The sequence below is a fragment of the Mesorhizobium sp. USDA 4132 genome (assembly GCF_056279545.1).
The window spans coordinates 1-13,322 of the sequence record NZ_JBWCCP010000003.1 but is presented as its reverse complement, the minus strand read 5'-3'; the positions used below and the strand labels follow the sequence as shown (position 1 = coordinate 13,322).

Below are 13,322 nucleotides of genomic sequence, written 5' to 3'. Positions count from 1 at the left end.
GACGGGGGGAGCATGGCGACGGCAATTGACCACCTTGATTGGGATGATCTCAAGCTTTTCCTTACCGTAGTCCGGTGCAAGAGCGTGACCGGCGCCGCCCGCGAACTGAAGGTCAGCCACTCTACCGTTTCGCGCCGGCTTGCTCGTTTAGAATATACGGTGGGCGGCGCGCTCGTCGAGCGGAATCCGGACGGACTTTTGCTGACACCGGCTGGGCTAATTACCATGCGACGGGCGGAGGAAATTGAGAACGGGGTGAATGCCCTTCGAAGTGACGTGAGCAATCGCGACGAGATCCGCGGTACCGTCAGACTCGCTACGATGGAGGGTATCGCAACACTTTATCTCTCAAAACGGCTTGTGGAACTCAGTGAGCGGCATCCTGATCTTGACCTCGAACTGGTAACATCCCCTCAGTCGGTTCGCGTCGCTCGCCGCGAGGCGGATCTATTTCTAAGTTTTTTTAAACCCCGTGGAACTGCGCTGGACAGTCAGCTGATTGGGCGTTTTAAAACAGGGCTGTTCGCTTCCAAGGCTTATCTTGAGCGCAATGGAGTTCCTTGTTACGCGGCAGATCTTCGGGAGCACCGCTTCGTCGGCTATATCGATGAGCTTGTCCAGCTCGAAAGCGTTCTTTGGCTCGAAGAGCTTGTATCGGCTCCGAAGATCGTGTTCAGCTCAAATAGCATGATGTCGCAGATGTTCGCCGCATCCGCGGGGGCGGGCATTGTGGCGCTTCCGGAATTCGCACGCAGCCTGAACGTTGGTCTCATTCCAGTGCTCGAAGAGCTGCATGGTGTGCGCGAAATTTGGATGTCGGCGCATCAGGACCTAGCTTATCTTCCGAGAGTGAGAGCGGTGAAGCAATTCTTGAAGGAACTGGTTCGCCGAGACGAACAACGCCTTCTGAGAAAAGCACAGTGGTGACTGTGATTTTTTGTCACACGAGCGCGAACGGACATAATGGTCTGCTGTCGTGGCGGGCGATTGCAAATGGCAGCTGGTTGTGGAACACGCGGCGGAACTATAGATCGATGCCCTCTGCGAACACAAAAGGAGTCCGGTGAGCACAATCTTACGTGTTGATGAGGCACTGGCAGTGAGTGTTTTCCCGTCGTTCAAATCTGCACAGCCGGTTGCAAAAGTAGGGGGTTTCGCGACAGTGCGGATAGCGTCAACTAAATTGGTGGTTCGATGAAAGGAAGGAAACAGCATGTCGCAATTTATCGGCGACGCTCACAAGGCGTTGGATCTTCTGCGCTTGCGTGCTGAAACGCCCGGGACAAAAAACAGAAACCACCTTAACAATGCTGGGGCTGCCTTGATGCCCAGCCCGGTTATTGAAGCGGTAATCGGGTACATAGGCCGTGAAGGAGAGATCGGCGGATACGAAGCCGCCGCCGAGGCCAGCTCTCTACTTGAGGGGACATATGACAGCTTGGCCACACTCGTAAACTGCACCCGCGATGAGATAGCGATAGCTGAAAATGCAACAATCGCCTGGCAGCGCGCGTTTTACTCCCTCTCCTTTGGTCCAGGGGACCGGATTCTGACGGCAAGTGCCGAATTTGCAGCCAACTACATCGCCTTTCTGCAAGTCGCTAAGCGCACCGGGGTATCTATCGAAGTCATCCCGAATGACGCCTCTGGCGTCCTCGATCCGACCGCACTGGTGGGAATGATCGATGATCGCGTGCGGCTGATAGCGGTCACTTGGATACCGACGAATGGCGGCCTTATCAATCCAGCGGCAGCGATCGGTCGAATAGCGCGAGAAAATGGCATCCTCTATCTACTCGACGCATGCCAGGCGGCGGGTCAGATGCCGATTGATGTCAACGCGCTTGGCTGCGATATCCTCACCGCCACGGGTCGGAAGTTTCTCCGTGCGCCGCGGGGAACTGGTTTCATGTATATGCGTAGATCAGTCCTCGAGAAGATAGAGCCAGCGATGATAGACCTCTATGGTGCGCCCTTGACAGCTCCTGGCCGATACGAATTGCGACCCGATGCCAGGCGTTTTGAAACGTGGGAGAAGAACTATTCGGTTCGTCTCGGCCTGCGGGCGGCAGTTGACTACGCGCTGGGCGTTGGACTCGACAACATTGAGCAGCGTTGTAATCGCCTTTCATCCAGGCTGCGCGAGGGCCTGAGAGAGTTGCGTTCCGTATCGATCCATGACCTTGGGGCGCCGCTCGCTTCCATCATCTCATTCACCGTTAGCGGTTGGGCCTCGTCAGCGGTCATGGCCTATCTGACAGATAAAGGAATAAACGTCTCCGTGTCACCTCCCTCCAGCACGCCCGTTGACGCCTATTCGCGACAGCTTCCGCCGGTCGTGCGGGCATCGCCGCATTACTACAATACGGAGGAAGAAATCGATGCGTTTCTCGAAGCGATTGCTGGTCTTGCGGCATAACGTCTGCCCGACTAACGAGTGAGGCCACCTGAGACATGGATCGCCAGCCTTGAGAAGATGCTCACCTTGGATGCCAGCTCCATGGAGCAGGGGAATATTGCGTCTGAGCCTCGGGAAGGATGAGGGGAGAGATGCTCCCACCCACTAACCGGAATCAAGAGCATTCTTGATCAGTCCCTGGCAGGCCTTGAGCACCGCAAGACGCCGGACTAATTTGCCCGGGAGGTGAACCTATCTTCAGAACTTGCATATAGCCCGTACCTTCAGGAATATTATGGTAGCGTCACTTGGGCCGTCTGTAGCATCGATGGCGACTATGTGGAGTGGTTCGATCGCACTGCGACCAATCTACACCCTCTGCCGGCGATGGAGCGCGCGCAAGATCCTCGACATGGCCGGGGCAAAGAAGGCGCTCGATCTTGCCAAGGAAGCGGTTGTGGTGCGGGGGCCCCAATGGGCTGCGGAAATGGTCGGCCATATGCTTGCTCTCGACCCAGAAAGCGAAGCGGCAAAGGCAATCAAGGCCTTGGCTCTAATCGAACGGGGTGATCGCCAGATCAACGCCACAGCTCCCAACTCAGCGCAGTATCTATCGAAAAACGACGAGTATTGAGGGCAGGGGAGGTTTACCGACACTCCCCACCACGGCCTGACCTGTACAGGCCCCGGAATGGCTAATTCGGGGAGTGTTGCGAGCCGATCTGGTACAAGGCGTACCAGTCGGCTCCTTGGCTGATAGGCTAGACCGAGCCATCGCAGATGGACAGCCGTCGCACCGGCGAGATCTTAGATGCGCAGCATCAATTCTCTTCTCGCTTTATTTCCACCCCGCTAGTTATGGTAGATTTGATGATGGCCGCCTGTACAAATCGCTCAGGGGAGCAGGAAATTGGCGGTCCAGGACCCTACACGCCCTTAAAGGCCAATACGGCGTTGGTGCCACCCATCGCAAAGGAGTTGCTTAAGGCAACACGTACCTTACGTTGGCGCGCCACATTGGGCGTAACGTCTAGATCGCAGTCAGGGTCATGCTCTCGATGGTTTGCGGTCGGCGGCACTACGCCCTCTCTGATCGCCATCACGCATGCAATCATTTCCAGTGCGCTTGCTGCGCCAAGGCAATGCGCGTGCATCGACTTCGTGGAGGAAATCGACATTGAATATGCATGGTCTCCGAAGACACGTTTAACTGCTGCTGTTTCCGTTAGATCGTTAGCCTTGGTGCCGGTGCCGTGAGCATTAAGGTAATCGACATCTTCGGGGTTTAAACCGCCGTCAGCAAGGCAATTTCGCATCGCTGACTCTGGTCCCTCAACTGATGGGCTCGTGATATCGAAAGCGTCGGCGGAAAGGCCCACTCCGACGATCTCGGCAAGTATGGTAGCGCCGCGAGCGGCAGCATGCTCGTAGCTTTCCAGTACCGCCATGCCAGCGCCCTCTCCCAGAACAACACCCCTTCGATCGGCGGAAAACGGGCGGCATGTATCCGGCGCTAGTATCCGCAGAGCCTCCCAAGCCTTTAGTACTCCGTAGGTGAGCGGGGCATCGCTACCGCCAGCGAGCATCACATCGGCGCGGCCCAGCTTGATTTGATCCACCGCCGTAGCGATAGCGTGATTTGCCGACGCGCAAGCGGAAGTAACTCCAAATACCGGGCCCATTAGGCGCAGCACCATGCTTACCTGTGCTGCTGGCGCGCTTGGCATGGCTTTCAGGGCACTAAAAATGGGTACGCGGCTTGCTCCCCCCAAAAAGAGGCCGCGATAGCTCTGCTCGATTGCATCCCACCCGCAGCCGCAGACGCCAACGGTTGCGCCGAAGCGGGTGCGGTTTCCTTCATTGACCGAAAGCCCTGCATGTCGCAGCGCTTCCCATGCTGCAATCACAGCCAAGAGGCTGAAGCGGTCCATTGAGGCAAGCTGCTTGCGGCTGATCTCGTGCTCGGGCAGCCCCCCTATCTCGGACCCAACAGTCCCCTCCAGATCGTAAAGCGGGGTGTTAGCAATTGGACCGATTGCTGCGCGACCTTCCCGCATTTCTGTCCAAATTGATTGTGCGTCGGTGCCTAAGCCGCAAAGCCCACCCATCCCGGTGATGACTACCCGTCTGTTCATTTTAAACTTCCTTCGCAATCAATCCGCGGACGGCCTCGACAACGTCACCAACATTGCTGAGATTTGACCACGCATCGGATGTGTTCAGCTCAATTTTGATCCCGTGGGCCTGCTCCAGATCCCAAAGGACGTCAGCCAAACCCAAAGAGTCGATGCCCAAGGACGTCAATTCAGTTTCGATGGTTATCTCGGTCATTGATGCAGCTGCTATCCCGCCCTGCTCCGATTCAACGCGCCGCTTGATCGTGGTGATAACTTCAATCGCGAGTTCATCAGCCATTCTTTTCCTCCATGCGTTCTGGTTTGAGAGGGCAAATCTGCGCGTTCAACGACACGCGACTCCGCTCCGTTGGCAAGCAAACATATGAGCTAGTCCCCAGGCGCGAAGTGCTATGAGTTGGCTCTTGTCAGATCCCCTATGTTGCATCTGCCGCCATTAGTAAAATTGATTGCGTGGATTTGATGTATTTGTCCGGCGAATGTGCCGTGTTACGTCGAGTAAGAAGTCGCTTGGTGGAGCAAGCTCTTCGTGACGCGACCTCTATCCCCGGCCGCTACGGTAAAAGCCTGATCAGCGGACTGGCACTTGATCGCTAGACGTAAGCGAAGTTGCGAGATGGACATATGCCTCCGTCGGCTCGGGGCAAAATTGTCGATCGCCCACCATCGGAAGGGATCAAGAGGTTGAGCGAAATGTTGGCAGCTAGGGGAACGGGAAGAATTGGTGTTCGCGCGCCGTTCTTACGCTAGCGATGCTCTGAAGAGCTGGCTCCGCCAAGCGTCATCCAGCTAACAATGGTTGAAGAAAGAGTAAAATCACATTGGCCAAACATTACAGTATCGTCGCGATGATCCCGCCTGTGACTTCCATGGGGTCAGCATCATCCGTCCTAGCGAACGGTGCCGCCTAAACAGCCAATGTCTCCGATCAAGATTCCATCCGGGAAGCTTCATCAAACATGATCTCACGCATCCAAATGTTGCCTGGGTCGGTGTTATGAAGCGCGGGCCATTGGACTGCCAGGGGGAAGTGGAGAGGTGGAAGGGGATGCTCGACGATTTTCAGGGGTATCGTCTGCTCAAAATGTTTCACCAATCGCATTGGAATGGTCGCAATTCGGTCCGTCCCCACCAGCAGTGGCGGGATTAAAGTGAAGCCCGGTACGACGAGCTCAATCCTTCTTCTGAACCCATGTTCGAGCAATAGCCATTGCTCAACTGAAGGCTTCATTAAACGGCCAAATTTGGCCGCGACGTGCCCCATCGACATAAACTGTTCCATGGAAAGCCGATCTTCCAACTGCTTGTTCATTGGGCATCCTACGCAAACAAGCGTCTCATCGAAGAGCTTCGCTTTGGGATGGATGTTCGGCATCAACAAATCCGGCAGAATCAGAAAATCAACGTCACCCCGGCGCAGAAGCTCATCGGGATCGTCATCAAGGGGCAACAGTTCAAAGGTCACACGTGGCGCCTCCCGCGCAATCCGCTTTATCACCTTCTCCATGAATATCAGTGTCATGAAGTCGGATAGGATAATCCTGAACCGACGATCGGACTCCGCGGGTTTGATTGGATCCCAGGCGATAACAGAGAGTTGGATATGGAGCAGGGTGTCTCTAACAGCAGGCGCAAGTGCTTCGGCACGGGGGGTCAAAATGAGTTCGCGCCCTTGCATTACGAAGAGATCATCATGGAAATAATTTCGGAGACGGGCAATAGCCGCACTCATTGCCGGTTGACTGAGGTTGATGCGCCGGGCCGCGGCAGTCAACTGCCGCTCGGTCATCAGAGCGTCAAGCGCTACAAGCAGGTTTAAGTCCAAGCCTCTGAATCGCATCCGATATCCATCTCCTAAATGCTTTGTATCCAAACAATAGATTTTACCGATATCATCTCATCGAACTAGAAGACCCACTATCCTGCAGAAATCAAGGTGCCTCTCGCCGAAACCGGGGGGCAACAAGGAACGCTGCTGTGCATTGGTGGACCAAGCCAGCTCCACAGCCCAAAGCAGCTGTACCGTGCGTTGGTTGCTGCTGTTTATGGTTGTTTCCTTTGGTCAAACAACAATTGGAGCGCTGCATGTCTTCCGGGGTACATTGGAAATTACATTGGGAAACTGAGTTGGCTTCCTCCGACCACGTGGAGCTCGCATCATTCTTTCGGAATACATATGGCCCAACCGGGAAGTTTAACGCCAAACCCTTTGAGGATGGTCGTAGCTGGGCCGGCGCTCGGCCTGAGCTTCGCGCTATTGCCTACGATTCCAAAGGAATAGCCGGTCATCTAGGGTTGTTACGGCGTTTCATCAGAGTGGGTGAGACAGAACTGCTTGTGGCTGAGTTGGGGTTATATGGTGTTCGGCCGGATCTAGAAAAACTGGGCATCGCTCACTCCATTCGAGCCATGGCTCCGGTCGTGGAAGGGCTTGGCGTGCCTTTCGCATTCGGAACTGTGCGATACGCGATGCGAAATCACATCGAGAGATTCTGCAGGGATGGCGCGGCAAATATCGTGTCCGGCATTCGCGTAGAGTCTACTCTTGCGGATGTCTATCGTGATTGCCCGGCCACTCGAACCGAAGACGTTCTAGTTGTTGTAGTTCCGGTTGGGCGCACAATGAGCGACTGGCCGTCGGGGTCCCTCATACAGCGACGCGGGCCGGAACTATGAAGAACCTCAATATCATAGATAGAGTGGATGCGGGTGCGGACGATCAGTGCGTCTACCTGACGTTCGATGACGGTCCCAACCCATTTTGCACACCACAGATTCTGGATGTCCTAGCACAACATGCCGTGTCAGCAACGTTTTTTGTCATTGGTGCTCACGCGGAAGCACATCCGGGCCTTGTTCAACGTATTGTTTCGGAAGGCCACGGTGTCGCCAATCACACGATGACGCATCCCGATCTGGCCCTCTGCAGCCGGCCACAGGTGGAACGTGAAATAGATGAAGCAAATAGGGCTATTCTCTCCGCATGCGCTGGCGCTTCTATCCGCCACATTCGAGCCCCGTATGGCAAGTGGACGGAAGAGGCTCTCGTCAAATCGGCGAGCTTAGGTTTAGCACCCGTACATTGGTCAGTTGACCCTCGAGACTGGTCTTGCCCGGGCGTCGACGCCATCGTTGACCGCGTGCTTGGCGCTACCAAACCCGGGTCCATCGTGCTTCTGCATGATGGATGCCCCCCCGGTGCTGCGGACCCGGCCAAGCTTCCAACGCTGCGTGATCAAACGCTTGCAGCCATATCCGCAATCATCAAATCACTGCGTAGCCGTGGACTGACGATCCGTTCACTTCCTTAGCATTGATCAACACACGAGATACTATGACCTTGCTTGAAACAATCGGTATCGCAGCCGCCACGCTTCATGCGCTGTTATCGGCAATCTATAAAAGTATGCAGGCTTTCTACGCGAGCAAAGCCAGCGGCTCACAGCCGAGGTCAAAGGGGATTGATCCTGCCCATTTGCCCAGCGTAGACATCATTGTCCCATGCTTCAACGAAGATCCGGCCATTCTTTCGGCCTGCCTCGCCTCGTTGGCGGGGCAGGACTATGGCGGCAAGTTTCGAGTATATATAGTTGATGATGGCTCCAGCAATCGTGAGGCAATCTTGCCTGTTCACGGGCTTTACACCTCGGATCCGAGGTTCGAATTCCTGCTGCTGCCGAAGAATGTCGGAAAGCGCAAAGCACAGATCGCTGCAATAGAACGGTCATGTGGAGACTTGATCCTAAACGTTGATTCGGACACTTCTATCGCCTCGGACGTCGTGACTCTGCTCGTCGAAAAAATGCGCGACTCTGACGTTGGCGCCGCTATGGGCCAATTAAAAGCGAGCAATCGCGACCAAAACCTGCTGACGCGCTTGATTGACATGGAATACTGGTTAGCCTGTAACGACGAACGCGCCGCCCAGGCTCGATTTGGCGCGGTTATGTGTTGCTGCGGCCCGTGCGCCATGTACCGCCGGTCCGCACTTCTCTTGCTTCTTGATCAGTATCAAACGCAACTTTATCGAGGCAAGCCAAGTGACTTTGGCGAGGATCGCCATTTAACGATCCTCATGCTAAGTGCAGGATTCAGAACCGAATACGTTCCCGAGGCAATAGCGAAAACTGTCGTACCAGACCGCATAGGGTCCTACCTACGTCAGCAACTACGTTGGGCACGCAGCACCTTCCGTGACACCTTACTCGCTTTGCCTCTCCTGCCTAGCCACAATCGCTTTCTGACATTGGATGCCATTCACCAGAACATCGGACCATTGCTCTTGGCGGTGTCTTCAGCCACGGGCATAATCCAGTTCGTGCTAACAGCAACGATGCCGGGATGGACGATCATCATCATTGCGTCGATGACAATGGTGCGATGTTCAGTCGCTGCCTACCGCGCGCGCCAGATCCGATTTCTGGCATTCTCAATTCACACGCTAATAAACCTGTTCATGTTGATCCCTTTGAAGGGCTTTGCCCTGCTCACCCTCTCCAATAGCGACTGGCTGTCTCGCGGTTCGACGGCCGACGGACCGGCAATTGCCAAAGGTAACGGCGCTCCGAATGAAGCGGAGATCGTGACCTCCGAATCCCTTTTTGTGGGCGATACTTCGTCGCGCTTTCGGAGGTAGCTATGGGTGAGAACATGGAACGTGAAAAGTTGAGACCGAAGACTATATCAACGGACCGAAACTCAGCCTCCGCTCGATCCAATCCCGAGCGCGAAATCAAGACGGGCCATCTTGAACCGGAGCCCAACTCTGCGCCTACCATGGCGATCGATCTTCAGGCCGTTACTATGATCTACCGCGAGAAAACGGTCGTCGATTCCTTGTCGTTCGGCGTGAAAGCTGGAGAGTGCTTCGGATTGCTAGGGCCAAACGGTGCAGGCAAAAGCACGATTACGCGTATGTTGCTTGGGATGGCGACACCGAGCGCGGGAAAGATATCTGTGCTTGGACTGCCGGTACCAGGGAAGGCTCGTTTAGCGCGAGCGGGCATCGGGGTAGTGTCGCAGTTCGACAATTTGGACATGGAGTTTACCGTCCGCGAGAATCTACTGGTCTTTGGTCGTTATTTCCAAATGAGTACCGGCGCGATCGAAGAGCTCATCCCATCGCTACTAGAATTTGCACAGCTTGAGGCCAAAGCTGATGTTCGCGTATCAGACTTATCGGGCGGCATGAAACGCCGATTGACGTTGGCGCGAGCACTCGTAAACGATCCGCAACTGCTTATACTGGACGAGCCAACCACTGGCCTGGATCCGCCCGCTCGCCACCAGATATGGGAGCGGCTGCGCTCCCTGCTTATTCGCGGCAAGACCATTCTTTTGACAACGCATATGATGGATGAAGCCGAGCGGATGTGTGACCGGTTGTGCGTACTCGAAGGTGGGCGCATGATCGCCGAAGGCCCCCCTCTCTCCCTGATTAAAGATATAATCGGTTGCCCGGTTATTGAGGTTTACGGGGGCAACCCTGACGAAATCAGTTTGATAGTCAGACCACATGTCGAAAGGATCGAGATTAGTGGAGAGACGCTGTTCTGTTACACAGTTAATTCCGATCAGGTCCGTGCCAAGCTGCGGGAATTTCCCGGTCTGCGCCTGCTTGAACGCCCGGCTAATCTGGAAGACGTTTTTTTGCGGCTGACAGGGCGCGAGATGGAGAAGTAGCGATGGGTAGATTTTCTACAGAGGCACTTCCCTCGGGATTGCTGAATTGGGTCGCGGTCTGGCGGCGAAACTTTCTGGCATGGAAGAAAGTCGCTCCAGCATCACTCCTGGGTAATCTTGCCGATCCCATGATTTACATCTTCGGATTAGGGTCAGGACTCGGCGTGATGTTGGGCAATGTCGGCGGCGTCTCCTATTCTGCATTTCTGGCGGCCGGGATGGTCGCAACGAGCGCGATGACCGCATCTACTTTTGAAACGATTTACGCTACGTTTGCTCGCATGCGAGATCACCGCACTTGGGAGGCGATGCTATACACCAAACTTACGCTTGGGGATATCGTCCTGGGGGAAATGGCGTGGGCGGCAACGAAGGCGTCTATAGCAGGTACGGCGATTGGTATCGTGACAGCCACGCTAGCCTATTCGGAATGGGACTCCCTGATCTATGTTCTCCCAGTCATCGCGCTGACGGGTCTTGCCTTCGCGAGCTTATCGATGGTCGTGGCGGCACTGGCACCCAGTTACGACTATCTGGTTTTTTATCAGTCGCTTGTCATTACCCCAATGTTGGTCCTGTCGGGATCCGTCTTCCCGGTTGATCAGCTCCCGCCCATGCTTCAGCGTATAACGCACCTTCTCCCACTCGCACATTCCATCGATCTCATTCGTCCGGCAATGCTTGGGCATCCCGTTCCAGATATCACGCTGCATCTTGGAGCTCTTTGCCTTTACATTGTGCTGCCCTTTTTCGTGTCGATCGCGTTGCTGCGTCGTCGCCTAACCCAATAGCCGCAAACGGTTGGAACTATGGAAGTACTGACTCTCGAATTGGCCCGTGGGTTTCGACCGTTATAGAGACTGAAGATGCGTTCGCAGTGCATTCGGTTCGCCTAGGATGAAATTCCCTACGGAATATACAGCGCTGGTGATATCGAGGGGGAGCTGAATGGCCCTGCCGATGCACAAAGATCTCGGCCCCCATATCGTATGGTCGTCTCGCGTGTGCGACAATGCACACGACTTTTGTCGCTTCCACGACATTTACCGAGGTGGTCCGACGTCGGTTCAGTCCATTTTTATCTTTGAAATCTAATTTAAATCTGCCTTTCCTCGAATCGCGTCGCAATTTGGCACGTATCTTGCTGTGTTTTATGCGGTGGCGAAAGCTGCCGGCAATCATTGACGGGACAGGGCGAAGTTCCATAGGGAAGGCAGAAGCATGGCAGGTTTGCGTCAAATCGCATTCTACGGAAAAGGCGGGATCGGTAAATCGACCACTTCCCAAAATACTCTCGCGGCGATGGTCGAACTGGGGCAGAGGATCCTCATCGTCGGCTGCGACCCAAAGGCCGATTCAACTCGCCTCATCCTGAACGCGAAGGCGCAGGATACTGTTCTTCATCTTGCGGCGACAAAAGGTTCGGTTGAAGACTTGGAACTCCAAGATGTGCTCAAGCTGGGATACAAAGGCATTAGATGCGTGGAGTCCGGTGGACCGGAACCTGGCGTCGGCTGCGCTGGCCGCGGTGTTATTACGTCGATTAACTTTCTGGAGGAGAACGGCGCATATGATGATGTCGATTATGTCTCCTATGACGTCCTGGGCGACGTGGTGTGTGGCGGCTTTGCGATGCCAATTCGAGAAAACAAGGCCCAAGAAATCTACATCGTGATGTCCGGCGAGATGATGGCACTCTACGCCGCCAACAATATCGCCAGAGGCATCCTTAAGTATGCGACGGTCGGCAGCGTGCGCCTAGGTGGCCTGATTTGCAATGAACGTCAGACTGACCGTGAACTGGATCTTGCCGAAGCACTCGCTGCAAGGCTGAATTCAAAGCTCATTCACTTTGTGCCACGCGACAACATCGTGCAGCACGCCGAGCTTAGAAAGATGACGGTGATCCAATATGCTCCAGAATCCCAACAGGCTGCGGAGTACCGGAAGTTGGCTGAGAAAATTCACGCCAACTCGGGCCAAGGGACAATTCCGACTCCGATCACGATGGAAGAGTTGGAAGACATGTTGCTCGACTTCGGAATCATGAAGACAGACGAGCAGATGCTCGCGGAGCTTCAGGCCAAGGACGCGAACGCGCCGCCTTCTAGTCGCTGACTCCTTCCGACGAGGTTTGCGCAGTTGATCCATGCGCGTTGAAACCGATGGCGGCTCGCTCGCGAGGCGCCACTATTATCTTGGAAGCAGGGCAGGATCGAATGAGCGCGAACTACGAAAATGACAGCGCCTTTCACACGAAGGTGATAGAGGATGTGCTGTCTGGATATCACGATAGGACGGCAAAACGCCGCAACAAGCATCTCAACGTGGCAACGGGTGAGGATGCGAGCAGCCTGGGCAACTCCTCAACGTCCCGATCCGACGTGAAGTCGAACGTTAAGTCAATTCCCGGCGTGATGACCATCCGCGGCTGCGCCTATGCAGGCTCTAAGGGTGTCGTTTGGGGGCCGATCAAGGACATGGTCCACATCTCGCATGGACCGGTTGGGTGCGGTCAGTATTCGTGGTCGCAGCGCCGCAACTACTATATGGGTCAAACAGGCATCGACACTTTTGTCACCATGCAATTTACTTCGGACTTTCAAGAAAAGGATATTGTTTTCGGCGGCGACAAAAAATTGGAAAAGGTTATCGATGAGATCGAAGAACTGTTTCCGCTGAACAACGGCGTTACAATACAATCCGAATGCCCAATCGGCCTGATCGGCGACGACATCGAGGCTGTATCCCGGAAGAAGGCAGCGGAATACAAAAAAACGATTGTGCCAGTGCGTTGCGAGGGCTTTCGTGGTGTTTCTCAGTCTCTCGGCCACCACATCGCCAACGATGCCATACGAGATTGGATCTTTGACAAGAAGAACCCGGATTTTACGCCCGGTGCATTCGACGTTAACGTCATAGGCGACTACAACATCGGTGGTGACGCATGGGCATCGCGCCTGTTACTCGAGGAGGTCGGACTGCGAGTGATCGGTAACTGGTCTGGAGATGCCACGCTCGCTGAAGTAGAGCGCGCACCGAAAGCCAAGCTAAACCTAATCCACTGCTACCGCTCGATGAACTACATCTCGCGGCACATGGAAGAG

Annotated in this window: 12 protein-coding genes and 1 pseudogene; 10 read left to right on the top strand and 3 right to left on the bottom strand. The window is 54.8% G+C overall.

Going from position 1 to position 13,322, the window contains the following annotated elements; genetic code table 11:
- Positions 1-12: 12 nt before the first annotated feature.
- The 3 genes and pseudogenes from ACZ9IU_RS30540 to ACZ9IU_RS30530 all read left to right on the top strand — a co-directional run bounded on the left by ACZ9IU_RS30540 (position 13) and on the right by ACZ9IU_RS30530 (position 3,032).
- Entirely contained in the window at positions 13-927 is a 915-nt protein-coding gene (locus ACZ9IU_RS30540; RefSeq protein ID WP_040125977.1) for a LysR family transcriptional regulator, read from the top strand.
- A 286-nt stretch (positions 928-1,213) separates the two neighbouring features.
- Entirely contained in the window at positions 1,214-2,419 is a 1,206-nt protein-coding gene (locus ACZ9IU_RS30535; RefSeq protein WP_040125978.1) for an aminotransferase class V-fold PLP-dependent enzyme, read from the top strand.
- 225 nt (positions 2,420-2,644) lie between these two features.
- Positions 2,645-3,032: pseudogene (locus ACZ9IU_RS30530) on the top strand (alkyl sulfatase dimerization domain-containing protein).
- Between the two features lie 292 nt (positions 3,033-3,324).
- Here the strand turns inward: ACZ9IU_RS30530 and ACZ9IU_RS30525 are convergent.
- From ACZ9IU_RS30525 to nodD1, 3 genes are all read right to left on the bottom strand, one after another.
- Positions 3,325-4,533 (bottom strand): beta-ketoacyl-[acyl-carrier-protein] synthase family protein, encoded by a 1,209-nt coding sequence (locus tag ACZ9IU_RS30525; RefSeq protein WP_040125980.1) that lies wholly within the window; start codon positions 4,531-4,533, stop codon positions 3,325-3,327.
- Between the two features lies 1 nt (position 4,534).
- Positions 4,535-4,813 carry an acyl carrier protein gene (locus ACZ9IU_RS30520; protein ID WP_040125981.1) on the bottom strand — a complete coding sequence of 93 codons (279 nt, stop codon included), beginning with the start codon at positions 4,811-4,813 and terminating at the stop codon, positions 4,535-4,537.
- Positions 4,814-5,461: 648 nt separating this feature from the next.
- On the bottom strand, positions 5,462-6,373 hold the full coding sequence (nodD1, locus tag ACZ9IU_RS30515) for a transcriptional regulator NodD1 (RefSeq protein ID WP_040125982.1): 912 nt from the start codon (positions 6,371-6,373) through the stop codon (positions 5,462-5,464).
- A gap of 245 nt (positions 6,374-6,618) precedes the next feature.
- Between nodD1 and ACZ9IU_RS30510 the strand changes: the two genes are divergently transcribed.
- The 7 genes from ACZ9IU_RS30510 to ACZ9IU_RS30480 all read left to right on the top strand — a co-directional run.
- Complete coding sequence (locus ACZ9IU_RS30510; protein ID WP_080719412.1) at positions 6,619-7,209, top strand: NodA family N-acyltransferase; 591 nt, start codon at positions 6,619-6,621, stop codon at positions 7,207-7,209.
- The gene (gene nodB / locus ACZ9IU_RS30505) at positions 7,206-7,844 is read left to right on the top strand and encodes a chitooligosaccharide deacetylase NodB (RefSeq protein ID WP_080719413.1); all 639 of its coding nucleotides are present in this window, start codon (positions 7,206-7,208) and stop codon (positions 7,842-7,844) included. The genes ACZ9IU_RS30510 and nodB overlap by 4 nt, the downstream gene beginning before the upstream one ends.
- Before the next feature lie 23 nt (positions 7,845-7,867).
- Complete coding sequence (gene nodC, locus ACZ9IU_RS30500) at positions 7,868-9,169, top strand: chitooligosaccharide synthase NodC (RefSeq protein ID WP_040125983.1); 1,302 nt, start codon at positions 7,868-7,870, stop codon at positions 9,167-9,169.
- Positions 9,170-9,171: 2 nt separating this feature from the next.
- A complete protein-coding gene (nodI, locus tag ACZ9IU_RS30495; RefSeq protein ID WP_244447643.1) occupies positions 9,172-10,215 on the top strand; it encodes a nodulation factor ABC transporter ATP-binding protein NodI in 1,044 nt (347 codons plus the stop codon).
- Positions 10,216-10,217: 2 nt separating this feature from the next.
- Positions 10,218-11,006, top strand: coding sequence for an ABC transporter permease (locus ACZ9IU_RS30490; protein WP_040125984.1), 789 nt, complete (start codon positions 10,218-10,220; stop codon positions 11,004-11,006).
- Positions 11,007-11,436: 430 nt separating this feature from the next.
- Positions 11,437-12,333: a nitrogenase iron protein gene (gene nifH, locus ACZ9IU_RS30485; RefSeq protein WP_040125985.1), complete on the top strand. Its 897-nt coding sequence runs from the start codon at positions 11,437-11,439 to the stop codon at positions 12,331-12,333.
- 101 nt (positions 12,334-12,434) lie between these two features.
- Positions 12,435-13,322 (top strand): nitrogenase component 1 (locus tag ACZ9IU_RS30480; RefSeq protein ID WP_498957856.1); only part of this gene is annotated, 888 nt, incomplete at its 3' end.